At 67.6% G+C, this 22,509-nt stretch carries 27 protein-coding genes; 12 read left to right on the plus strand and 15 right to left on the minus strand.

What is annotated here, in order from left to right:
* Positions 1-13 precede the first annotated feature (13 nt).
* The 5 genes from AC0KUR_RS05055 to AC0KUR_RS05075 are packed head-to-tail and all read right to left on the minus strand — an operon-like array spanning position 14 to position 3,089.
* Complete coding sequence (locus tag AC0KUR_RS05055; RefSeq protein ID WP_034189947.1) at positions 14-541, minus strand: cupin domain-containing protein; 528 nt, start codon at positions 539-541, stop codon at positions 14-16.
* Between the two features lie 29 nt (positions 542-570).
* Positions 571-1,341: an SDR family oxidoreductase gene (locus AC0KUR_RS05060; RefSeq protein ID WP_034189897.1), complete on the minus strand. Its 771-nt coding sequence runs from the start codon at positions 1,339-1,341 to the stop codon at positions 571-573.
* The gene (locus AC0KUR_RS05065; RefSeq protein ID WP_034189898.1) at positions 1,334-2,404 is read right to left on the minus strand and encodes an aromatic ring-hydroxylating dioxygenase subunit alpha; all 1,071 of its coding nucleotides are present in this window, start codon (positions 2,402-2,404) and stop codon (positions 1,334-1,336) included. The genes AC0KUR_RS05060 and AC0KUR_RS05065 overlap by 8 nt, the downstream gene beginning before the upstream one ends.
* 54 nt (positions 2,405-2,458) lie before the next feature.
* Positions 2,459-2,770, minus strand: a complete 312-nt coding sequence (locus tag AC0KUR_RS05070) for a recombinase-like helix-turn-helix domain-containing protein (protein WP_034189899.1) — start codon at positions 2,768-2,770, stop codon at positions 2,459-2,461.
* A 1-nt stretch (position 2,771) separates the two neighbouring features.
* Entirely contained in the window at positions 2,772-3,089 is a 318-nt protein-coding gene (locus AC0KUR_RS05075) for a non-heme iron oxygenase ferredoxin subunit (protein ID WP_006489883.1), read from the minus strand.
* 446 nt (positions 3,090-3,535) lie between these two features.
* Between AC0KUR_RS05075 and AC0KUR_RS05080 the strand changes: the two genes are divergently transcribed.
* The gene (locus tag AC0KUR_RS05080) at positions 3,536-4,615 is read left to right on the plus strand and encodes a porin (RefSeq protein WP_473375481.1); all 1,080 of its coding nucleotides are present in this window, start codon (positions 3,536-3,538) and stop codon (positions 4,613-4,615) included.
* A 101-nt stretch (positions 4,616-4,716) separates the two neighbouring features.
* Here the strand turns inward: AC0KUR_RS05080 and AC0KUR_RS05085 are convergent, their stop codons facing one another.
* The 5 genes from AC0KUR_RS05085 to AC0KUR_RS05105 all read right to left on the minus strand — a co-directional run bounded on the left by AC0KUR_RS05085 (position 4,717) and on the right by AC0KUR_RS05105 (position 7,887).
* Positions 4,717-5,610 carry an IclR family transcriptional regulator gene (locus AC0KUR_RS05085; protein WP_034189901.1) on the minus strand — a complete coding sequence of 298 codons (894 nt, stop codon included), beginning with the start codon at positions 5,608-5,610 and terminating at the stop codon, positions 4,717-4,719.
* Between the two features lie 269 nt (positions 5,611-5,879).
* On the minus strand, positions 5,880-6,359 hold the full coding sequence (tecA, locus tag AC0KUR_RS05090) for a type 6 secretion system effector deamidase TecA (protein ID WP_049035372.1): 480 nt from the start codon (positions 6,357-6,359) through the stop codon (positions 5,880-5,882).
* A gap of 100 nt (positions 6,360-6,459) precedes the next feature.
* Positions 6,460-6,645: a hypothetical protein gene (locus AC0KUR_RS05095; RefSeq protein WP_473375482.1), complete on the minus strand. Its 186-nt coding sequence runs from the start codon at positions 6,643-6,645 to the stop codon at positions 6,460-6,462.
* 135 nt (positions 6,646-6,780) lie between these two features.
* A complete protein-coding gene (locus tag AC0KUR_RS05100) occupies positions 6,781-6,987 on the minus strand; it encodes a hypothetical protein (protein ID WP_034189904.1) in 207 nt (68 codons plus the stop codon).
* 303 nt (positions 6,988-7,290) lie between these two features.
* On the minus strand, positions 7,291-7,887 hold the full coding sequence (locus AC0KUR_RS05105) for an alpha-ketoglutarate-dependent dioxygenase AlkB family protein (protein WP_473375483.1): 597 nt from the start codon (positions 7,885-7,887) through the stop codon (positions 7,291-7,293).
* A gap of 237 nt (positions 7,888-8,124) precedes the next feature.
* Between AC0KUR_RS05105 and AC0KUR_RS05110 the strand changes: the two genes are divergently transcribed.
* Entirely contained in the window at positions 8,125-8,712 is a 588-nt protein-coding gene (locus tag AC0KUR_RS05110; protein WP_069706392.1) for a malonic semialdehyde reductase, read from the plus strand.
* A gap of 49 nt (positions 8,713-8,761) precedes the next feature.
* On the opposite strand, the gene AC0KUR_RS05115 is transcribed toward AC0KUR_RS05110, so the two are convergent.
* A complete protein-coding gene (locus AC0KUR_RS05115; protein WP_473375484.1) occupies positions 8,762-9,907 on the minus strand; it encodes a metallophosphoesterase in 1,146 nt (381 codons plus the stop codon).
* A gap of 533 nt (positions 9,908-10,440) precedes the next feature.
* On the opposite strand from AC0KUR_RS05115, the gene AC0KUR_RS05120 reads away from it, so the two are divergent.
* From AC0KUR_RS05120 to AC0KUR_RS05140, 5 genes are all read left to right on the plus strand, one after another.
* A complete protein-coding gene (locus AC0KUR_RS05120; RefSeq protein ID WP_034189907.1) occupies positions 10,441-10,734 on the plus strand; it encodes a hypothetical protein in 294 nt (97 codons plus the stop codon).
* A complete protein-coding gene (mdtN, locus tag AC0KUR_RS05125) occupies positions 10,731-11,780 on the plus strand; it encodes a multidrug transporter subunit MdtN (RefSeq protein ID WP_034189908.1) in 1,050 nt (349 codons plus the stop codon). Before AC0KUR_RS05120 ends, mdtN begins: the two co-directional genes overlap by 4 nt.
* Positions 11,761-13,791, plus strand: a complete 2,031-nt coding sequence (locus AC0KUR_RS05130) for an FUSC family protein (RefSeq protein WP_473375485.1) — start codon at positions 11,761-11,763, stop codon at positions 13,789-13,791. The genes mdtN and AC0KUR_RS05130 overlap by 20 nt, the downstream gene beginning before the upstream one ends.
* Positions 13,778-15,322, plus strand: a complete 1,545-nt coding sequence (locus AC0KUR_RS05135; protein ID WP_175027931.1) for a TolC family protein — start codon at positions 13,778-13,780, stop codon at positions 15,320-15,322. Before AC0KUR_RS05130 ends, AC0KUR_RS05135 begins: the two co-directional genes overlap by 14 nt.
* A gap of 307 nt (positions 15,323-15,629) precedes the next feature.
* Positions 15,630-16,337, plus strand: coding sequence for an MgtC/SapB family protein (locus AC0KUR_RS05140; protein ID WP_006483946.1), 708 nt, complete (start codon positions 15,630-15,632; stop codon positions 16,335-16,337).
* A 42-nt stretch (positions 16,338-16,379) separates the two neighbouring features.
* Here the strand turns inward: AC0KUR_RS05140 and AC0KUR_RS05145 are convergent, their stop codons facing one another.
* On the minus strand, positions 16,380-17,099 hold the full coding sequence (locus AC0KUR_RS05145; protein WP_034189911.1) for an autoinducer binding domain-containing protein: 720 nt from the start codon (positions 17,097-17,099) through the stop codon (positions 16,380-16,382).
* A gap of 73 nt (positions 17,100-17,172) precedes the next feature.
* Here AC0KUR_RS05145 and AC0KUR_RS05150 point away from each other — a divergent pair, with 73 nt between their 5' ends.
* The 3 genes from AC0KUR_RS05150 (at position 17,173) to AC0KUR_RS05160 (ending at position 19,250) form a co-directional block, all read left to right on the plus strand.
* Entirely contained in the window at positions 17,173-17,616 is a 444-nt protein-coding gene (locus AC0KUR_RS05150) for a DUF4902 domain-containing protein (RefSeq protein ID WP_034189912.1), read from the plus strand.
* A gap of 209 nt (positions 17,617-17,825) precedes the next feature.
* Entirely contained in the window at positions 17,826-18,434 is a 609-nt protein-coding gene (locus tag AC0KUR_RS05155; RefSeq protein ID WP_049035377.1) for an acyl-homoserine-lactone synthase, read from the plus strand.
* Between the two features lie 51 nt (positions 18,435-18,485).
* Positions 18,486-19,250: a hypothetical protein gene (locus AC0KUR_RS05160; protein WP_063830158.1), complete on the plus strand. Its 765-nt coding sequence runs from the start codon at positions 18,486-18,488 to the stop codon at positions 19,248-19,250.
* 175 nt (positions 19,251-19,425) lie between these two features.
* On the opposite strand, the gene AC0KUR_RS05165 is transcribed toward AC0KUR_RS05160, so the two are convergent.
* Positions 19,426-19,716, minus strand: a complete 291-nt coding sequence (locus AC0KUR_RS05165) for a hypothetical protein (RefSeq protein WP_059557577.1) — start codon at positions 19,714-19,716, stop codon at positions 19,426-19,428.
* A 298-nt stretch (positions 19,717-20,014) separates the two neighbouring features.
* Between AC0KUR_RS05165 and AC0KUR_RS05170 the strand changes: the two genes are divergently transcribed.
* Positions 20,015-20,401, plus strand: coding sequence for a VOC family protein (locus AC0KUR_RS05170; protein WP_034189916.1), 387 nt, complete (start codon positions 20,015-20,017; stop codon positions 20,399-20,401).
* Positions 20,402-20,422: 21 nt separating this feature from the next.
* On the opposite strand, the gene AC0KUR_RS05175 is transcribed toward AC0KUR_RS05170, so the two are convergent.
* A complete protein-coding gene (locus AC0KUR_RS05175; protein ID WP_124610023.1) occupies positions 20,423-20,989 on the minus strand; it encodes a GNAT family N-acetyltransferase in 567 nt (188 codons plus the stop codon).
* A gap of 156 nt (positions 20,990-21,145) precedes the next feature.
* On the minus strand, positions 21,146-21,796 hold the full coding sequence (ribA, locus tag AC0KUR_RS05180) for a GTP cyclohydrolase II (RefSeq protein ID WP_034189918.1): 651 nt from the start codon (positions 21,794-21,796) through the stop codon (positions 21,146-21,148).
* Positions 21,797-21,974: 178 nt separating this feature from the next.
* On the opposite strand from ribA, the gene AC0KUR_RS05185 reads away from it, so the two are divergent.
* Entirely contained in the window at positions 21,975-22,433 is a 459-nt protein-coding gene (locus tag AC0KUR_RS05185) for a CBS domain-containing protein (RefSeq protein WP_034189919.1), read from the plus strand.
* Positions 22,434-22,509: the final 76 nt, after the last annotated feature.

Raw genomic sequence — 22,509 nt, forward strand, 5'->3', positions numbered from 1 at the left:
CACCGGCTCCGTCTCAACGCTTGATCTTCGCGAGCGGCGAATCAGGCGGATACGTCGGCGTGATCGGCTTCGGTGACCCGAGCATCACGCACATCAGCGCATCTTCCTCGCCAACGTTGATTTCCGTGCGATACACGCCCGGCGGCACCGAGATCAGGTCGCGCTCGCCGAGGATCGCTTCCCATGTCTCGCCGTCGCGCTCGCAGATGACCTTCATCTTGCCGCGCAGCACGAAGAAGATTTCCTCGACGTCGGTGTGGATGTGGCTCGGGCCGATGTTGCCGGCCGGAATGACCATCGTCGAGAACGTGAAGCCGCCGGCCGGCACCGTGTTGACGTCCTTCGCGACGCCCGTGCCGCCCGTGCCGACGTAGCGCATCTGCGCGCGGCGGTACTTCGGGTCGTAGTCGGCCTGGAACTTCAGCGCGTCCCAGTCGTAGCGCCGCGTCGCGTAACGCGCGACACGCCCTTCCATCCAGTCGTTGAAGCTTGCGCCTTCCGGCTGGTCCCACGACTTGCGTTCGAGATCGGCGTCCGCCATCGTCCACTCCTTCATTCAGTGTGAAAACATCAATTCATTACGAAGCCGCCGTTCACCGGCAGCAATTGACCCGTCACGAAGCGCGCGCCGTCCGACAGCAGGAACAGCACGGGGCCCGTCACGTCGTCGGGCACCTGCGCGCGCGTCAGCGCGCGGCCCTGCAGGTAGAACGCGTGACGCTCGGCCGGCACGTAGGCGGTCGCCTCGACTTCGGTGAGCCCAGGCGCAATCGCGTTGACCGTCACGCCGTGCGCACCGAACTCGCGTGCCTGCGCATGCGTCATCGCGATCACCGCGCCCTTGCTCGCGACGTACGCGAGCAGCTTCGGCGCGCCCCACAGCGCGGTGTCCGATGCGAGGTTCACGATCGCGCCGCGGCCCGACTGCGCGAGGTGCGGCAGCGCTGCATTGCTGACGAGCCACACGCCGCGCACGTTCACGTTCATCACGGCGTCCCACGTCGACACGTCGAGCTCCGTTGACAGCTTGCCGCCCGAGTTCGTGATCGCCGCATTGTTGATCAGCGCATCGATGCCGCCGAGCGCCGCGGCACCTTGCGCGACGAACGCGTCGATGCTCGCCGGATCGGCCAGGTCGAGCGCGAGGAAATGCGCGGCGTGGCCCGCTTGCGCGAGTTCCGCGGCCAGCGCGCGGCCCTCTTCGACGAGCACGTCGCCGAACGCGACCTGCGCGCCCGCGGCGGCGAGCGCCCTCACGAACGCCGCACCGAGACCGCGTGCGCCGCCCGTGACGAGCACGCGGCGCCCCGGCAGCGGCACGACCGGAGCGAGCTCAGCCATTCGCGGGCTCCGAAGCGGCGTGTGCCGCGCGATGCGCATCGAGTGCGGACAGGTGTTCCTGCGCACGCTGGCGCAGCATCCGGCGCACGCGCGTGATGCCGACGTCGTGCTGGTACAGGTATTCGTGATCGCGCGCGTGCGGCGCGAGGCTTTCGAGGACGTAGCGGTCCTGCTCGAGCACGTCCCAGTGCAGGCCCTCGAGACGGTTGCGGTACATGAAGCGCCACACGTCGCGCTGCCAGCCGCCGACCTTGCGCGTCCGCCAGAAATAGACCTGGCAGTTGTCGCCGTCGACCGGCGTCGCGAAGCCGATGATCCCGAAGTTGCCGCCCGGACCGAACTTCTGCTTGTACGGAATCGCGAGGCGCATCCACAGGCAACCCGTTTCGCCGAGCTCGACCCAGTCGAAGTTCACGTCGCGCTGGCCGGTCTTCTCGAACATCAGGCCCGTTTCCGTCTTGCGCACGCGCATGTCGGCCTGCTTGTCGCCTTCGGCCATCGAGTGCGACGTCGCGTGCAGGTACGCGCCGTGCATCGGGTCCATCACGTTGTCGATCGCGTACTGGTAATTGCACTTCCAGTTCGACACGCACAGGAAATGGGCGTACTCGTCGGCGACCAGTTCCTCGGGCAGGTTCAGCGGCGCCGGCTCGCCGTGCGCTTCGTCGCCGAACCACAGGAAGATCGCGCCGGCCTTCTCTTCCACCGGGTACGACTTCACGCACTTCGTGCCTTCGAGCGGACAGTTCGATACGGCCGGCACGCGGTTGACGGTGCCGCCGCCGTCGACTTCGATGCCGTGATACCAGCACGCGATGCTGCCGCCGAGGTTCCAGCCGAGCGACAGGCGCGCGCCGCGGTGCGGGCAGCGATCCTCGAGCGCGTGGACCTTGCCGTCGTGATCGCGCCACAGCACGATCTGCTCGGACAGGCGCGTGAGGCCGACGGGTGCATTCGACACCTGCCAGCTGGGTGCAACGGGATACCAGTAGTTCTTGATGCCGCGGTCGAGATAGTCACGGACCGGGTCGTGTTGGACTGCGTGTTGTACGGGGGACGTCATCAGTGTGCTCCGGATGCGGTTGTCGTCGGGTCGGCGTTCACGCGCGCGGCGCGCTCATTCCGCCAGCGCGGCCATTTCGGCGCGGAAACGTTCGGCTGTCCACGCAGTGCCGTCCGGTGCGCGGAAGCCGATGCGGTTCAGGCCCGCGACGACGTCGTCCAGCTCGGTCGCGCCGGCTTCGAACACGCGCTCGAGCGCATCGCCGAGATCGTTCTCGTACTGCGTCGGCGCGGCCTTGCGGTTCTGCCAGACCTGGTTCTCGACCTGGCCGGGGATCTCGATCTGCCCCTTGCCCGCGACGTTGTTCGGCTGCGGCGCCACCCACGGCTTCAGGAAGGGATTGAAGTTGACGGTCGCTTCTTTCATGTCATTCCACCTTGATCTGGATTTCCTCGCCGGCGAGGCGCACCGCGTACTGCTTCAGCGCGCGCCCGCCCGGACCCTTCAGGCATTCGCCCGTCTTGATGTCGAACACGGCCTCGTGCAGCGGGCATTCGACCGTGCCTTCGTCGACGAACCCCTGCGTCAGCAGCGCGTACGCATGCGGGCACACGTTTTCGAGCGCATACACGTCGTCGCCGACGCGATAGATCCCGATTTCGACGCCGTCGGTCCGCTTGAACTCGATCGGCGTGTCTTCCGACAGCGCGCCGGCGTGACCGGCGCAAATCCATTGCTCTGACATCTCACACCCTTCCTTCTGATCGACTCTCGGTTTGTTCCGATTTGTTCCATATCAGGAACATCAGTTTATGGATGGTGATTATAGGAGCGACCTTCCGTGAGTAAAATAAAAAGCTGCATGTCCTAGGGAAAACACTGACCGTGCGATCGGCGATCGCCTTCGATCACCTTGTCAAATGTAATTTTTTGTTGTGTAACGGGCATTTATCGTCATTTTCGGGGCATCACGCACCGATGCCGGGCATCGTCGGAAAACCCTTCCGGCCCGAAAAATTTATTTTTGATACGGTGCTTGACGACTCTATACTCCATTCCATCAGAGGCACATCGTTCCTTATATGGAACACAAAAATGCCCACCAAATGGCGAACCCCAGTGCGACGGCCGGCCGTCCCCGCACATGCCGCCATGGCACGTTTTCATCAGGTTGGAGATTCAGGAGATCAAATGGTCAAGCATGCGGTAGCAGCAGCAGTGGTCGGATTGGGCGCCGCGTCGGGCGCGTGGGCGCAGAGCAGCGTGACGCTGTACGGCAGCCTGGATGCGGGCGTCGCATACGTGAACAACGTCGGCGGCCATGCAAAGTGGGCGATGATCCAGGGCAACACCCAGCCCGACCGGTGGGGCCTGAAGGGCAAGGAAGATCTCGGCGGCGGCCTGTCGGCGATCTTTCAGCTCGAAAACGGCTTCTATACGAACAACGGCCAGTTCGCGACCGCGAACACGATCTGGAACCGCGCGGCATTCGTCGGCCTGAGCTCCGACCGCTACGGCACGCTGACGCTCGGCCGCCAGACGCCGCTGTCGTTCGACTATCTCGATCCGCTCAGCACGGCCTACCTCGCGTTGAGCTGGTACGCGTTCCACCCCGGCAACATCGACGGGCTCGCCGCGACCGGCAACGTGCCGTACAACAACGCGGTCAAGTACCGCTCGCCGACCTTCGCGGGCTTCTCGGCCGCGGCCACGCTGGCGCTCGGCAACACGACGAACTTCTCGACCGGCAAGTCGGTCGGCGTCGCGCTGAACTATGCGAACGGGCCGTTCAAGGCGTCGGCCGTGTACTCGAACGAGCACGACCGCTCGATCCTGATCAGCCAGACCGGCATTACGTCGTTCCAGGGGCAGAACACCGCGAACGGCTATCTCGCGAACAAGGTCGAGAACATCGGCACGGGCGCGTCCTACCAGTTCGGCGACTTCCTCGTGCATGGCCTCTACACGCGCACGAAGATGCAGTCGAACGGCTATTCGGATACGTTCCAGAGCTACGACGCGGGCGTGAACTACCGCAGCAGCGCGTTCAACACGATCGCGGGCGGTGCGGCGACCACGACGCTGGCCGGCCGCCGCTGGACGCAGGTCGAGCTCGGCGACATCTACGCGCTGTCGAAGCGCACGCAGCTCTATGCGAACGTGCTCTACGAACACGGGTCGGGCGGCGCGAAGGCCGCGTTCTTCACGGCCGGCGTGTCGAGCACCGCGAACCAGGTGATCGTCCTGACCGGGATCCATCACTCGTTCTGAGCGGTGCCGGGCGTCCGGCGCCTGAAACGAAAAGAGCGGCCCGCGGGCCGCTCTTTCTTCTGTGCGCGGCCGCGTGCGGCGGCCTGCCCGAAGCGTCGATGTCAGAACATCGCGACCTTGTGGCGCGCGTGCGCGAACGTCGGATCGCTTTCGAGCGGACGATAGTTCAGCCGCTGCGACAGGTCGACCGCCGCGCCGCACACGGCTTCGACGAGCCGTTCCTTCTCGCCGGCCTCGCCGATCTCCGAACGCGGCACCGTCGCGGTGATCGCCGCGACGATCGAGCCCGACTGATCGCGCACGGGCGCGGTCACCGCCGAAATGCCGCTCTCGAACGCCGCCTCGCTGACCGCGTAGCCGAGCCGCGCGTAGTGGCGCACGCGTTCGTACAGCTCGTCGACGCTGCCCGGCGTGCGCTCGGTGAACTGCTCGAGTTTTTTCTCCGGATAGAGCTGACGCAACGCGTCGCGCGTGAGGTCGCCCATCAGCACGTGGCCGTGCACGGTCGCATGCGCGGGCAAGCGCGTGCCGACGTGCACCTTCACCGAACCGAACATCGACGTATTGCTCTGCGCCTTCGCGACGAACACGACGTCGCGCTGGTCGCGGATCAGCAGATGCGTCGACAGGCCGGTCGCATCGCGCAGCCGTTCGAGCACGGGCGTGCCGAGATCGGTCAATTCAAGCGAATTCAGGTATTCGAAACCGAGCCGCAGCACGCCGACGCCAAGCCGGAAATAACGGTCGCCGTTCACGCGCTCGAGGAAGCCGAGCGCCTCGAGCGTCTGCAGCAGGCGGAACGTGGTCGTGCGCGGAATGCCGATGCGCTTCGACAGTTCCGGCGCGCCGAGCACGGGCTCGCGCGCGGAGAATTCGGCTAGGATCCGCAGCCCGCGTTCGAGCCCCGGCACCAGGTAGGACGACGCGCCGCCGGACGATTCGTCGTCGCCGGGCGTCGCCGGATCGGGTGCGCCGCTCATCGTTGTCTTGACCATGTGGACATGGACGAAAGGAAATCAGTCACGAAACAGGTCATGGATCATCGTGGATATTCAGTCATGCTACCTCAGCGCGCGCGCCGGATCGCACCGGCACGCACGCCGTGACGCAACATGCGCATCCACACCGCGATGCGGTGTCATTCAAGGTCGAGAGGATAGCAGCGTTGGACGGCGCGACGCCATGCGGGAATCGCCGAACGGCGGGCAGCCAGCCGCACCGCCGAGGTGCGGCCGCCCGTGTCCGGCGTGGCGCGCCGGATCGCCTACAGGCGCGACAGGTAGACGCGAATGTTCGCGCGGTCGTAGGTGAAGCCGCCGGCCGGATCCGGCTCCAGCACCCGCGCGAGATCGACCGCATACATCCAGCCGCTGCCCAGCAGGCCGCCGTTGATCGCGCGGATCCGGCTGCCGCCGACGGCGATCGCCGCATGAAACACGTTACCGTTTCTGGAGAAGCCGACCGCGGTGCCCGCCGGAATGCTCGCGCGTCCGTCCCATTGATCACCGGTCTCGAAGTTGAACCGCGACTTCCACAGCTGGCCGATCGTGTCGAGCAGCGCACCGGGCGCGATCAGCGCGTCGGCACGCAGCAGATACCGGACATAGGCTGCGGCGTCGTAGCAGACGCCGCCGGACACGTACTCGTTGATGTTGGCCATCCCGAACATCAGCGCCTGCGCGTGTTTTTGCCTTTCGCCGAGGCCGGATTGGGCGACATGCCCGCCTAGCTGGGTCAGTTGCATGGATAGCTCCTTGTGAGGGAAAACGGACGCCGTCGTCCCGCCGGCGCGATAACCTCATATCTTATTACGATATCCGCCGGCGCCGACCCTGCTCCCGGTGTCACGGCGTGCGCGCCGCCGCCAACGCGTCGGGATTCGGCGCGAGCTGCGGGCGCACCCGCAACGGCTGCGGCATGTCGGGCCGCGGCTCCGCCAGCGGGCCGGTCATGAGCAGTTGCCGCAGCGTCGCATCGGCACCGGGATCGCCGAGCGACACGAACTCGACGCGCGTGACGACGTCCCGCATGCGGTGTCGCGCGATGCGCGCCGCGCGGCGGACAAAAAGCCGAAAACGGAAAGGAATCGGGCAAGCACCGCCCGGCAGCGGGCGGCGAAAGGGGGACGGCGAGAGGCGATCCTCGGGCGGACCGCCGCGACGGCGTCAGGCCGTCACGGCTGCGTCATATTCGGCGCGGGCAAGCTGGCCGGCGGCGTACGCCTCGGCCTCGCCGCGAAAGCCTTCCTGGCTGAACGCAACGACTTTCACACCGACGCCGGTCGCCCGCTTCACCGTCAGCGCCCATTGCCATCCGCCGTCTTGCTCGAAGACGTGCAGCGAGGGTTCGAAGGAAGGGTCGAGTACGGTCACGCGTTTTGCTCCTGCCCCTTGCGCGCCGCATAGGCCACACTCGAGGCATGTCGAAAGGGTCGCGCCGGTGTGCCGACGCGCTTCTGCCATTCGACAGTCTAGTCAATAATTGTTGCGACGCACCATCAGAGGTTTCACTCATCTATCGGAACCGGCCGGTCGATCGAAACTGACTGAAACCCATACGGCACGGGCTTCCGCACCGCGCCGGGCGATGCGGCATCGCATTCGTGCGGCAACGTGCCGCACACGCGAACGATTGCTTGCGTCGGCCATTCGTGGATCGCATAAACGGGGCGCGACCTATCCGGCGGACATCACGCGCCGAAAAGTCAGGTTGACGCGCTCGCCCTGCACACCCGGCGCCTTCGGCACGCGGTGCTGCCATTCCGCCTGCGTGCGCCCGCGCATCACGAGCAGGCTGCCGTGCACGAGGCGATACGCATGCGTGATGCCGGTCGCGCGGTGGCGCAGATCGAACACGCGCATCGCCCCGAGGCTCACCGATGCGATCACCGGTTCATCCCCGAGCGCCGGCTCGTTGTCCGCATGCCAGCCGAGGCCGTCCAGCCCGTTCCGATAGCGATTGAGCAGCACGCTGTTGAAGCGCGTACCGCACGTCGCCTCGACCGCCTGCTTCAGGTCGAACACGGCCGGCGTCCACGGCGCGGGCACGTTGCGGATCCCCGAGTACACGTAGACGGCATCCGGTTCGCCCTGCCACGCGGTCAGCCTCGGCAACGGAATGCGGCCGCGCGGCGTGCGGATCGTGTCCTGCCGCCAGGCGACCTCGCCGATCAGCGCGGCCAGCGCGCGATCGGCATCGGGTTGCGCGAGCCAGTCGGGATACCAGTCCACCTCGGGCACGGGCGTGTCAGCGAAGAAATCGGGGGTCGACATGTCGGAAGGAACGGGCGAGAAACGGAACGAACGAGGCCTGTCTGCATACTAGCCAACGGCGCCCCGCCCCGCCATGCGCTGTCATTCGCCGATGAAAGGAAGCGGCCGCGTGCCGCGATGCGCATTCGCGCATCACGCTATCATCGCGGCGTGTCGCGGCACGCCCCGCCGAGGGGCGCCGCTTTTCTCCGCCATGCCGGCCGGCGCGACCCGGCCGCATTCTTCCCGGATCCCATCATGACGACGCTCTCCGATTCCGCCCTCGATCAACTGTTTCGCTCCGCCCGCACGCACAACGCGTGGCAGGACAAACCCGTCGACGACGCGCTGCTGCACCGCCTGATCGACCTGACGAAATTCGGCCCGACGTCGGCGAACTCGAGCCCCGCGCGCTTCGTGTTCGTCAAGTCGCCCGAAGCGAAGGCGCGCCTGAAACCCGCGCTGTCCGAAGGCAACCTCGCGAAGACGATGGCCGCGCCCGTCACCGTGATCGTCGGGATGGACTACGCGTTCCACGAGCACCTGCCGCGCCTGTTCCCGCACGCCGACGCACGCAGCTGGTTTGCCGGCAACGATGCGCTGATCGAGGCCACCACGTTCCGCAACGCGTCGCTGCAAGGCGCTTACCTGATCCTGGCCGCACGCGCGCTCGGCCTCGACGCGGGCCCGATGTCGGGCTTCGACGGCGCGAAGGTCGATGCCGAATTCTTCGCGGGCACCGCGATCAAGAGCAACTTCCTCGTGAATCTCGGCTACGGCGATCCGGCCGGCCTGTTCCCGCGCAGCCCGCGCTTCGATTTCGACGACATCGCCCGCATCGAATAACGGTTGCGGGCGCAAGCCCGTTCACGCCGTTAACGGGCTTGCGCCGGCCTCAACCACGCGTCAAGCGGATCAGCGCGATCTCGGACGGCACGCCGAAGCGGTTCGGCGGCCCCCAGTATCCGGTGCCGCGGCTCGTATAAAGCCACATGTCGCCGAAGCGGTTCAGCCCGCCGATCACCGGCTGCTGCATCCGTACGAACGGCGGCCACGGCAGGAACTGGCCGCCGTGCGTATGGCCCGACAACTGCACGGTGTAACCCGCGCGATTCGCCGCTTCCGCGCTGCGCGGCTGATGCGCGAGCAGGATCTTCGTGCCGACGTCGCGCGGTGCACCCGCCAGCGCCTGCTCGGGGTCGCTGCGATGCGCGGGATCGAACCCGCCGGCCGTGAAATCGGTCACGCCCGCGAGCACCGCGCGCGCGCCGTCATGCTCGATCAGCACGTGCTCGTTCAGCAGCACCGTCAGCCCGATGCGGCGGAATTCGTCGATCCACTCATGCGCGCCCGCGTAATACTCATGGTTGCCGGTCACGAGGAAGCTGCCGTGCCGCGACCGCATCTGGCCGAGCGGCGCCGTGTGGTCGCGCAGGCGCTTGACCGAACCGTCCACCACGTCGCCGGTCACGACCACCAGGTCGGCGTCGAGCGCATTGACCGCACGCACGATCCGTTCGATGTACGGCCGCTTGATCGTCGGCCCGACGTGAATGTCGGACAGCTGGACGACCGTCAACCCGTCGAGCGCCGCCGGCAGCCCCGCCACCGGAATCGACACGCGCTTGACCGCCGCCGTGCGGCGCGCGCCGACGAACCCGATCGCGGTAACGAGCACCGCGGCCGCCAGCACGCCGAGCGCCGTGTCGGTCGCGGCGCCGCGCCACGCGCCGTCGTGCCCGAGATACCGCCACGCGACCACGCCGAGCAGCACGAACTCGCGCAGCAACGTCAGCACCAGCAGCGACGAAAAAAAACCCATCACGAGCGCGCCGGCCCAGCCGACCAGCGTCGCCGCCCAGCCTTCGTCGAAGCGGCGCGAGAACATGCCGACCGGAATCAGCACGACGAAACTCGCCAGCACGAGCGCCGCGATCGCGCGCGCGACCGGCGACGCGAATGCATCGGGAATGATCCGCATCCCGACGTACAGATGGAACAGCACGCCGATTGCAATGAACCGGACAAAGAAACTTCGCATGGAACACTCACCTTCGTTGCGACACCGCTTCCGCGACGCGCGGCACGGGGTTGTCATGTCCGGTACCGCGCTTCGCGCCATACGCACGATGGTACACAGATCCCGGCCGTGACGACCGGTCGCGGCCGCGGGTGGAGGGCCGCGCGGCTTCACGCGATAGCCGGCCGGATTCGCGTACGGTCAGGCAGCAATCGATCGTTTCCACCGTCATTGCCCTGCATCGGCATGGCAAAAGCGCCTCCCTTCTTTCATCTGACGATCCTTTACAGTCCGTTAGCAACCCTACGCGAGCGTGCACTGGCAGAATCGCGGCGGGCCAGCCGTCGTTGCGGAAACGCGCGGCCGGACGGACCGGCACGACCGTCGGCGCGTCCGCGAGCGCGCACCGCCCGTGCCGTGCACGCGCGCCGGATGGCTGGCGATCCGCATCGCGCTGATTTATGATCGGCTCCGTACCCTGGAATCGTCGTCGCGGCGACGATCCGCATTGCACCGCGCCCGGCATCCACCCCCAACGTCGAGCTCGTCACACCATGAGAAAAACAATGCCGCGCGCGCCCCTGCGCGTTGCCGCCGCCCTGGCGCCCGCCCTGCCGCTCGCGGGCTGCGCGTCGCGAGGCGCCCCGTCGTACGTGCTGTTCGGCGCGTATTTCCCGCTCTGGCTCGTCAGCGCGATCGTCGGCGTCATCGGCGCGATCGTCGCGCACCGCGTGTTCGTCGCGACCGGCTGGGCCGCCACCGTGCCTTACCAGCTCGCCGTCTGCACCGCGATCGGGCTCGTGGTCGCCGTGATCGTCTGGCTCACCGGCACGGGGCCGTTCGCATGAAGGCCGCCGGACTCCCCCGCCCGTCCGTGAAAGGCCGCGTGATCGCGCTCGCGATCGTCGCGCTCGGCATCGCCGCGCTCGTGTATGCGTACTACCGCACGACGGCCTACCCGTCCACCGACGACGCGTCGATCGACGCGGACGTCGTGCACGTCGCATCGCCGGTCGGCGGCCGCATCGTGCAACTCGCGGTGCACGAGAACCAGCGCGTCGCGAAGGGCGACCTGCTGTACGAGATCGATCCCGTGCCGTATCGGCTGTCGGTCGCGCAGGCGCAGGCCGACGTCGAACTCGCGCGCGCATCGCTCGACACGCGCCGCCGCTCGCTGATCGGCGAGCGTTCGAACGCGGCGGTCGCCGCCGAGCAGGTCAAGCGCGCGACGCAGAACTACGATCTCGCGACGCGCGACGTGAACCGCCTCGCGCCGCTTGCCGCGCAGGGCTACGTCAGCGCGCAGCAGTTCGACCAGGCGAAGGTCCGCCAGCGCGACGCGTCCGTGTCGCTCGCGCAGGCGCAGGAACAGCAGCACGCATCGGCCCGGACGATCGGCGACGAAGCCGACGCGATCGCGACGCTGCATGCGCGCGAAGCCGCGCTCGCACGCGCACAGCATGCACTCGACGATACGGTCGTGCGCGCGCCGCACGACGGGCTCGTGACGGGCCTGACCGTGCTCGCCGGCGAAACCCTCGCGCCGAACCAGTCGATCTTCACGCTGATCGACGCGCGCGAATGGTTCGCCGTCGGCAACTTCCGCGAGACGGCGCTGAGCCGCATCGCGGTCGGCGATTGCGCCACCGTCTATTCGATGATCGACCGCAGCCGCCCGCTGACGGGCAAGGTCGTCGGCATCGGCGCCGGCATCGCGGACAGCGCGCGCATCAACCTGCCGCGCTCGCTGCCGATCGTGCAGAACTCGGTGAACTGGGTGCACGTCGCGCAGCGCTTCCCGGTGCGCGTGAAGCTCGACGAGCCCGACGCCGCGCTCGTACGCGTCGGCGCCAGCGCGATCGTCGAGGTCCGGCATGGCACTGCCTGCCGCTGACGTTCGCGCGCCGGGCCCGCGCGAAGTCCTGCGACTGCTCGCGCCGTTTCCGGGGCGCACGGCCATCGCCGTGCGCGTCGCGCTCATCTGCGCGCTGACCGCGCTCGTGACGGCCGCGAATGGCACGCCCGAAGCCGCGCTGTCCGCGTACGTCGTGTTCTTCATGATCCGCGCCGACCGCGTGACGAGCATCGTGCTCGCGGCCGCGCTGCTGCTGATCGTCACGATCGTGATCGGGCTCGTGCTCGGCATCGCGATCTTCAGCATCGACTATTCGATCCTGCGGGTCGCCTGCATGGCCGTGCTGTCGGTCGCCCTCCTCTATCTGACTTCCGCCAGCAAGCTGCGCCCGGTGGGCGCGATCCTCGCGATGATCGTCGGCTTCGGGCTCGACCAGCTCGGCCTCGCGCCGTTCGGCGAGGCCGCGACGCGCGCGTTGCTCTATATCTGGCTGACGATCGCGATCCCCGTCGGCGTGGCGATCGTCGTCAACCTGCTGATCGCGCCGTCGCCGCGCAAGCTCCTGCACGCGCAACTCGCGAAGCGGCTGCGGCTCGCCGCGCGACGACTGCGCGGCGGCGATGATGCACGCGCCGCGTTCGACGCGAGCCTGCGCGAAGGCGACAAGCAGTTGCTCACGTGGCTCAAGCTGTCGAAACTCGAAGGCTCGTCGAGCGCCGCCGACGTCGCGGCGCTGCGGCAGGCCATCGCGTCGAGCACCGCGCTGATGGTCGGCGTCGCGCTGGCCGATCGCGAACCGGACGCACGGCTGCCCGATGCGTTCGCCGCGCCGATCGCCGCGACGCTCGACGACATGGCCGCCATTCTCGAACGCGGCGGCTACCCGGTCGACGTGACGCTCGCGCTGCCGCCCGCCGACGCGCTGCCGCCGCTCGCGCGCATCGCCGCGACCGACCTCCATGCCGCGATCACGCGTTTCGCGGAGCCGGGCGCGACGGCCGATGCCGCGGCCGCCGCCCCTGCCGCCATACCCGAAGCCCCCGCGCCGGCCGCACGCGGCGGCTTCTTCCTGCCCGACGCCCGCACCAATCCCGACCACATCCGTTATGCGCTGAAGACGACCGCCGCGGCGATCTTCTGCTACCTGCTGTACTCGCAACTCGACTGGTCGGGCATCCATACCTGCGTCGTCACCTGCTACATCGTGTCGCTCGGCTCGACGGCCGAAACGGTCGAGAAGCTCACGCTGCGGATCGTCGGCTGCATGGTCGGCGCGCTGCTCGGCACCGCCGCGCTCGTGTTCGTCGTGCCGGCGCTGTCGTCGGTCGGCCACCTGATGGCGCTCGTGTTCGCCGGCGCGTGGCTGTCCGCGTGGATCGCATTCGGCTCGCCGCGCATCGCGTACGCGGGTTTCCAGATCGCGTTCGCGTTTTTCCTGTGCGTGATCCAGGGCGCCGGCCCCGGCTTCGACCTGACGATCGCGCGCGACCGCACGATCGGCATCCTGCTCGGCAACGTCGTCGTGTATCTCGTGTTCACGCGCATCTGGCCCGTCAGCATCGGCAAGCAGATCGACGTCGCGCTCGCCGCGCTGCTCGACCAGTGGCGGCGGATCGCGCGGATCGCGCAGCCGGCCGAGCGACGCACACTCGCGGCCGAAGCGTTCGCGCGCCATGGCGCGATCACGCAGGAGCTCGGCCTGGTCCATTACGAACCGTCGTGGGTCCGACCGGCCGCGACGTGGCTGGCCACGCGGCGGCGCGCGCTCGCGGAACTCGGCGCGCTCGAAGGCCCGCTGTTCCTGCTCGCCGAACGCCAACCCGGCGACATCGCGATCGACTCGCAACTCGCGCGCGTGACCGAACCGGGCGGCGACAACGCCGTGCCCCGTCCGGACGCCCGCGCACCCTCGGCCGCGCCGCCGGGCGCCGCCCCCACCGACCCCGCACGCGACGCGCTGCTGAACCTGATCGACACGCGGCTCGCGCAGATCGCCGACGCCGCCCGTCCAGCCACACCGAAGGAGCCTGCCCCCCATGCGTCGACCTGAACCGCCGGCCGCCTCGATCGCCGTAGCCGCCCTCGCGACCGCCGTCGCACTGGCCGGTTGCGCGACGTCGTCGATCGACCTGGCGCCGGAGGCATCCGACCGCCCGTGGCAGCCGCAAACGTCGGCCGCGGGCGACATCGTGCCGGGCCCGCCGCGCGCGTCCGCGCCAGGCGCGCACGACTACACGCTGCCCGCGTCGCCGGCGCTCGCGTCGGTCTCGCCGCCGGCCGTGCTCGATGCCGCGCATCCGTACACGCTGCCCGAGCTGATCGATCTCGCCGAATCGGCGAACCCGCTCACCCGCATCGCATGGAACGACGCACGCAATGCGGCGCTCGCGGTCGGCCTCGCCAAGGCCGCCTACCTGCCGCGCCTGTCGGCGACCGCGATGGGCGCGTACCAGACGAGCCACGGCTCGACGTCCACGATCCTCGGCGATTCGTCGAGCGACACCACCGTGCACGGCACGATTTCGGCGCTGTCGCTGCAATGGCTGCTGTTCGATTTCGGCGGCCGCGCGGCGCGCGTCGAAGCGGCCGAACAGGCCTCGATCGCGTCGAACGTCGCGTTCACGGCCGTGCACCAGCAGGTGATCCACGACGTGACGGTCTCGTACTACCGTTACGAAGCCGCGCGCTCGCGCGCCGTCAGCGCCCAGCAGGGTCTCGCGAACGCGGACGCGATCCTCGCGGCGGCGCGCGCGCGGCTCAAGCACGGCGTCGGCACGGTCGTCGAGCTCGCGCAGGCGACGCAGAACCGCGCGCAGGCGAACCTCGCGCTCGTCCAGGCAAACGGCGCGGAAAGCGACAGCTACCTCGCGCTCGTCTCCGCGCTCGGCATCTCGCCGCTGTCGAAGCCGACGATCGCCGCGCTGCCGAAGCGGCCGCTGCCACCCGCGCTCGGCTCGTCGGTCGATGCGATCGTGTCGGATGCGATCGCGCGCCGCCCCGACCTGCAGGGCGCGTTCGCGCTCGAAAAGGCCAATCGCGCGAAGATCAAGGCCGCCGAAGCCGCGTTCATGCCGAAGATCTTCCTGTCCGCGTCGACGTCATACGCGAGTGGCGGCACGGCCATTTCCGCGCTACCGGCGATCGGCGACCAGGCGCCGACCGTCAACCTGAACGGCAGCCGCTACGGCGGCGGCGTGTTTCTCGGCGTGACGATCCCGCTGTACGACGGCGGCCTGCGCTCGGCCGTGCTGATGCAGGCGCGCAACGATGCGGAAAGCGCGTCCGCGCGCCTCACGCGGACCAAGGAGGAAGCCGTGCGGCAGGTCGTCGCCGCGCAGAACGCGGTGCAGACGAGCCTCGCGTCGCACGACGCGGCCAAGGCGCTCGTCGATGCCGCGCAGACCAGCTACGACGCGGCGCTGACCGCGTACCGCAACGGCGTCGGCTCGGTCACCGATGCGACGATCGCGCAGAGCCAGCTGCTCGCGGCCCGAAACGCGGAGGTCGACAGCTATGCCGGCGCGCTATCGGCCGCCGCCGCGCTCGCGCTCGCGACGGGCACGATCGGCGCCGCGCAGTAGCACGGCCGCCGCAAGGCGGTTGACGCCTGCGCGCGCCGCCCACTAGAATGCCGCCCATTCTTCCTTCAGGAACCATCGTGGACAGTTGCAGCACTCCGTTGCGTGCGCCGCTTGCCGCCTGAACGCCTGTCCGACGCAGTTCTCCTGCCCCGGCTCGCGTTCCGCGAGCCCGCACGCCCCCCGTTACACACTGAATGACGCATTCGCGCGGTACAGTACCGCGCGATGACGGCCGTCCACGCGTCGCCCATGGCCTTGCGCCGCGGCGACGACGGCCGGCGCGCGCTTCTTGCACGGCAGGACAACCATGACTTTCGATTTCGCACTCCGTCTTTTCACCGCGTTCGCCTGCGGCGTCGCCATCGGCCTCGAGCGCCAGATGCGCCAGCGCACGGCCGGCCTGCGCACCATCACGCTCGTCGCCAGCGGCGCGTGCCTGTTCGTCACGCTCGGCGTACTGACCGGCAATGGCGTCGCGGGCGTCACGCAGATCGCCGCCTACGTCGTGTCGGGCGTCGGCTTTCTCGGCGGCGGCGTGATCATGCGCGACAAGGGCTCGATCCAGGGCATCAACACGGCCGCGACGCTGTGGTGCTCGGCCGCCGTCGGTGTGCTGGCCGGCTCCGGCCATTACGTGCCCGCACTGGCCGGCACCGGCGTCGTGCTGCTCACCAATACCGTGCTGCGCGGTGTCAGCCAGGCGATCAACGCGACGCCCGTCTCGAACGCCGATCTCGTGCGCGAATACCAGATCACGGTGATCTGCCTGGCCGCCGACGAAGTGCACATCCGCACGCTGCTGTCGAACGCGATGTACGCGAAGCCGCTGTCGTTCCAGAGCCTGACGAGCGAGGACGTACCCGATCAGCCGGACCGGCTGAAGGTGACCGCGACGTTGAAGCTGCATCCGAAGGATCAGCAGAAGCTCGAACAGATCGCGAGCCGGATGAGCATGGAGAAGAGCATTTCCAGCGTGAGCTGGACCGCGAAGGAAGCGGAACCGATGATGGAGTGAGCGGCGTGGCGGCCGCCGCATCCGGCGCCGCCCTCGCCTGCGTCACGGCGCGTCGATGAGCCCGGCCGAAATCGCCTTCACGACCGCCTGGACCTTGTTGGTCGCGCCGAGCTTCTCGAGGATGTTGTTGACGTGGAAGTTGACCGTCCGCTCCGAGATGCTGAGGATCTGGCCGATTTCGCACGCGGTCTTGCCCTCGGCCGTCCAGCACAGCACCTCGCGCTCGCGCGCGGTCAGCGTGACGCCCGCCGCGGGCGACAGCTTCGGCACCATGAAGCGGCTCATCAGCGAATGCGACAGGTTCGCGAGCCAGTTCGTCTGCAGCGTCAGCATATTGATTTCGGCAGGCGTCAGCCGGTCGGCATGGCGCGCGATGCTCAGCAGGCCGAACGCGCCGCGGGCCGCCCAGCTCGACTGCGCGACGCCCACCGACAGCCCGAAATCGCGCGCGTCCTGCCACAGCGGGCACGGGTCGATCCGGTCGACATCCGGCCAGACGATCATGTTGGTGCTCAGCGCGCCGTCGCGAACCGTCGAATCGATCTCGATGTAGTTTTGCGCCTGGTAGTGCGCCATCCAGCCGTCGGGATAGGTATTGAAGATGGCGACCGACGGCTTCGATACGGGCAGCGGTACGCGAATGCCGTAGCAGCAGTATTCGAATCCCAGCCGCCTCGAATAGGCGGCGATCCGCTGGAAGAGCTGCTGCTCGTCTTCCGCGGCGCTGAATTGTTGATAGGCATCCTGCCAGCGCAGTTCCATTCGTTCTCCGACAACGTCACGCTGTCATACTTGTCAGGTTCCAGCACCCGTTCGAGGCTGATACATTCCGCGCATGACCTCACCTTTGCTGCACCCGGTCCCCGGCCCGTCCCCGGACGGCTACGTACGCCTGTCAAAAGACGCACTGGCCGTGCTTGCACTCGACCATGTCTCGAGCGGCCTCGACGCATCCTTGCTGGCCGAACTGCGCGACAGCGCGATCGACGCACGCCTCGCCGGCTACACCGAATGGCACCGCGCGGCCGGCGCCGGCGCCCCTTACGTGACGGTCGGCTGGGACTGGTACCTCGAACGCGCGACGGGCACGTTCGTGATCGCGGGCGGCGACGTCCGCAGCAACGTGATGGTCGTCGATGCCACCGGCGCCGACATCGGCATGGTCCGCACGGCCGCCGCGCTCGCCGCGCGACTTGCCGGCATGGACTGGCCCGCCGCGGTCGCGTCGGCCGTGCTCGGTCGCAACGACGCCTATCATGCCGGTCCCACGCTCCAGTGACAACCTGCCGCGCATTCCTCTGATCATTTCGCAAGACTGGCGCTCTTTATAAGCAAAAGCCGTCCAGTTTTCAATCCCGTCGATCAAGAAACCGTTACCACGCCGCAAATGGCGCCTTTGGGCCGCCACCCTGTAAGAGTTACCAGTTACAGCCCCCTCGTGCCGCGCGATGTAATGCACGCATACAAAAGCACAGATCCGAGGACACCATGCGGACCTTCGTTCACGAGGAAGGGCGGTTGCCACACGAACTTGCAGCGGATCTAGGGCGCTATCGGCGCCGCGTATTCGTCGAACAGCTCGGTTGGGCGCTTCCGTCGGCGAACGAAAGCTTCGAGCGCGACCAGTTCGATCGCGACGATACCGTCTACGTGTTCGCGAGGAACGCCGGCGGCGACATGTGCGGATGCGCGCGCCTGCTGCCCACTACGCGCCCGTACCTGCTGAAGTCGCTGTTCGCCGACCTGATCGCCGAAGACATGCCGCTGCCGCAATCGGCCGCCGTCTGGGAGTTGTCCAGGTTCGCGGCGACCGACGACGAAGGCGGCCCGGGCAACGCCGAGTGGGCCGTGCGCCCGATGCTGGCCGCGGTCGTCGAATGCGCGGCGCAGCTCGGCGCGCGCCAGCTGATCGGCGTGACGTTCGCGAGCATGGAGCGGCTGTTCCGCCGGATCGGCATTCACGCGCACCGTGCAGGCCCGCCGAAACAGGTGGACGGTCGTCTGGTGGTCGCGTGCTGGATCGACATCGATCCGCAAACGTTTGCCGCGCTAGGAATCGAGCCGGGGCAGGCAACCCGGCAAGCCATCGCCGCCTGAGCCGGAACGCGCGTGTCCGTCCGGGCGGCATCGTAACGAAGGAGAACCAACGTGGACCAGTCTCAGGTCTTTCGCGCGATGATGCCCGGCTTGACGAGCGCCGGCGGCGCCCGCATTGCGGTCGCCTATCCGTCGTTTCCCAGGCCGCTGCCGCTCGTGCGGCTCGACCGCCGCGGGCTCGTGTTTCGCGCCGCCGGCGCCGCGCCGCTCGTCTGCGGGCTGCCGCGCCCCGCGACGCTGCTGGTCGCGGACGAGCCGCTCTGCTCACTGCGCCTCGTGATTCGCGGCACCGCCCCGGCCGGAGGCGGCCAGCACGACCTGACGATGCAGCCGTCCGGCGCCGCCGGCGACGAGCTGCTGTGGCATGCGCTGCGCGATCGCGCACCGTACCGGCACATTCGGCACCCGCTGGCGCCCGTCGATACGACCCGCGCCGCCGACAGCGCGCCGCTCGCCCCGGCCGGCGAGGCCGCCCCGCGCCCGTCGCGCAGCACGGCCTTTCGCCTGCCGTGCCACAGCGACGCGCTGTTCTTTGCCGACTGGCTCGAATATCACTTCGACGAGCTGCGCGCGCTGTCGCAGCAGCACGGGCCGCAACTGCAGCTCAATCAGCTCGAGCGCCAGGTGGCCGACGACGAGGTCGGCGTACGCTTCGTCTACGACATCGACGGCCATGCGACGCGGCATGCGCTGACCGACTGCGCACGCGAGGCCTGTGCATGGATCGAGACGGAAATGCGCGACAAGTACGCGCTGCCCGTCGCGCAGGAGCGGTTCGGCGCGTTTGCGGCACATGCGCGGGCCGGCGGCATGTGAATGGATCACGCGGCTGCCAGTTGCATGGATACAACTAGCGCTTGCAAACGTCCGGGTTTTCCCTTAAATTGACGTCTGTCTCCTCCATGTCTCCAAACATGGATTCAGCCCGCTCAAGTAGCGGGCTTTTTTATTGCCTGCGCGGATCTCGGGGCCACATCATTCTCCGTTCCGGCTAACCCGCCGGACGTGCGCCGGCCGGGTGCAGCCAGTAGTGATACACCGTAAATATCAGCGCAAGCGCCACGACCAGGATCAACAACAGGTATAGCCAACCCTTCCTGGTCGACGGCAGGTCCGTCACGGCGCCGACGTCACCCGTCAGTGCCATCAACGCGACCATCGCCAGCCCGGCCAGTACCAACGTGCCCTTGGCCACCCATCCAAAGACGGCCTCCAGTCCGGCCGCCCATCGCGATTGGCGATAAGGTCCGGCAACCGGCCGACGCAGATCGGGCTTACTCATTCCTCATCTCCCGTCCGACCTGCACGAATTCGCACGTCGAACAGCAGGCTGCTGCGGAAGGCCGGGATTTGAGGGCTCCGCAGACATGCGGCGGCCGCGGTGCACACACTGAATCTGAAGCGTCATGTTTGTTGTATCTTGAGCGAGTCGGGAGTCGCCCCTCCGCTTCGTTTGGCCGAAACGAATCGATATCGTTCGACACGACGAGCATGCGCCGCGACACGATCCGCTCGCCTCACGCAATCCCGATCGGTCCGCTTATCATTGACCGGGCCCGCCACCCTTCGCCGAGGTCATCTTGCACGCCCACTTGCGTATTGCCCGCCCGGTCAGCAACCTCGCCCGCACCGAGCGCATGTATCGCGACGCCCTCGACCTGTCGGTCCTCGCGCGTTTCGACGATCACGACGGCTTTTCCGGCGTGATGCTCGGACGTGACGGTCTCGACTATCACTTCGAATTCACGCACTGCCCGGATCATCCGATCGCGCCGTCGCCCACACCCGAGGACCTGATCGTCTTCTACCTGCCCGATCGACCGGAATGGGAAGCCGCGTGCGAGCGCGCCGCCGCACATGGCTTCATGCCCGTGACGTCGTTCAATCCGTACTGGGAAATATCCGGCCAGACCTTCGAGGATGCCGACGGCTACCGAATCGTGCTGCAGAACGGCACGTGGCGCTGACACGCGGAGACGCGTGAGCCGTTACGCGCCGGCAACGCCGCCGGCGCGCGCGACATACACGACGTGCGGCCGCAGCGGATGCCCGTCCGGCAACGCGGGATGATCGAAGTCGCGCGCGGATTGGCGCAGCATGCCGAGCTGCTCCATCACACGCCGCGACCGCACGTTGGTGTCGGCCGTCCACGCGAAGATTTCGCCGAGCCCGGCCCGGCCGAACCCGTCGGCCAACGCGGCGGCAGCCGCTTCGAGCGCGTAGCCCTGCCCCCAGGCGTGGCGCGCCTGCCGCCACATGATCTCGACGCACGGCGCCATCGGATGGGTTGCACGCGCTTCATGCGACAGACCGCAAAGCCCGATCAGCGTCGCGTCGGCACGACGTTCGACCGCCCACACGCCGAAACCGTGTGCATCGAAATGCGCGTCGAAGCGCGCGATGAGGTCGCTCGCCTCGTCGACGGACATCGGGCCGCGCGCGAGCCACGCGATCACGTCCGAATCGGCATGCATCGCCGAAAGCGCACCCGCATCCGACGCACGCCAGCGACGCAGCATCAGGCGTTCGGTTTCGATCTTCGAGAGGATGGACATGGGTGATGAGGATCGCACGGACGGCAGCGGAACGCTGGTGACGTCACGAACCCGAAGGCGGGGCGGCTGACGAAGGAGGAAGCTCGATCGTCGCGTCTGGGCGCGACGATCGATGGAACAAACCACGAGAAACGGGCACGGGTGCGCCCATCGCGATTACTCGTTTTCCTCGAAGTAATGCCCGAATTTCGTCTGCTTCGTGCGGATATAACGCTCGTTTTCCTCGCGCACGGGCACCGCCAGCGCCACGCGCTCGCAGACCGGAATGCCGTGCTTCGCGAGCGTGTCGAACTTCTCCGGGTTGTTGCTCATCAGCCGCACCGACGTCACGCCGAGGATCCGCAGGATCGCGGCGGCCGAATCGTATTCGCGGGCATCGTCGGGCAGGCCGAGGTCGAGGTTCGCCTCGACGGTGTCGCGCCCCTGCTCCTGCAGCGCGTACGCGCGGATCTTGTTGCTCAGGCCGATCCCGCGCCCTTCATGACCGCGCAGGTACAACAGCACGCCGCGGTCTTCCGCCGCGATGTAGCGCAACGCAAGGTCGAGCTGCTCGCCGCAATCGCAGCGATACGAGCCGAACACATCGCCGGTCAGGCATTCGGAGTGCAGCCGCGTCAGCACCGACTGCTCGCCGGCCACGTCGCCCATCACGAGCGCAAGATGTTCGGCATCGCTGCCCGATACGCGAAACGCGTATGACTTGAACGTACCGTAACGCGTAGGCAGCGACGCGGTGGCGACGAGTGTCACGCACTCGTCAGCCTGGTCATTGCCCGGCGCGGGCGATTGGGGACGCGAAGACATCATGAATTGAATCGAAACGTTCAGGAATGTAGGAGTTGTGTGGATAGTGCGTGACGGGAGTTTACCGCTAATCTGGAAACGTCACGCGACTGCCACTGCGCGCCCGGCTATACTGGGCTCAACGGGTGTCGCGCACCAACGCCCTGCCTTCCCTGTATCGACCTGCACACGGAGAAAGCGAATGAGCACGACTGTCGCGCAGATTCTCAAGGCCAAGCCTGATTCGGGCCGCACGATCTACACCGTCACGAAGACCGATTTCGTCTACGACGCCATCAAGCTGATGGCGGAAAAGGGGATCGGCGCGTTGCTGGTCGTGGACGGCGACGACATCGCGGGTATCGTCACCGAGCGCGATTACGCGCGCAAGGTCGTCCTGCAGGACCGCTCGTCGAAAGCGACCCGCGTCGAGGAAATCATGACGGCGAAGGTACGCTACGTCGAACCGTCGCAATCCACCGACGAGTGCATGGCGCTGATGACCGAGCACCGGATGCGCCACCTGCCCGTCCTCGACGGCGGCAAGCTGGTCGGCCTCATCTCGATCGGCGACCTCGTGAAGAGCGTGATCGCCGATCAGCAGTTCACGATCAGCCAGCTCGAACACTACATTCACGGCACGCCGGTCGCTTCGACCTGATCCGCGCAGCAAAAAAGGCCCAAACGCGTCAGCGTCTGGGCGGAAAGCCGCCGACATGCGGCGACGGAGGTTCTGC

The organism is Burkholderia sp. YHN3-13 (assembly GCF_055810675.1).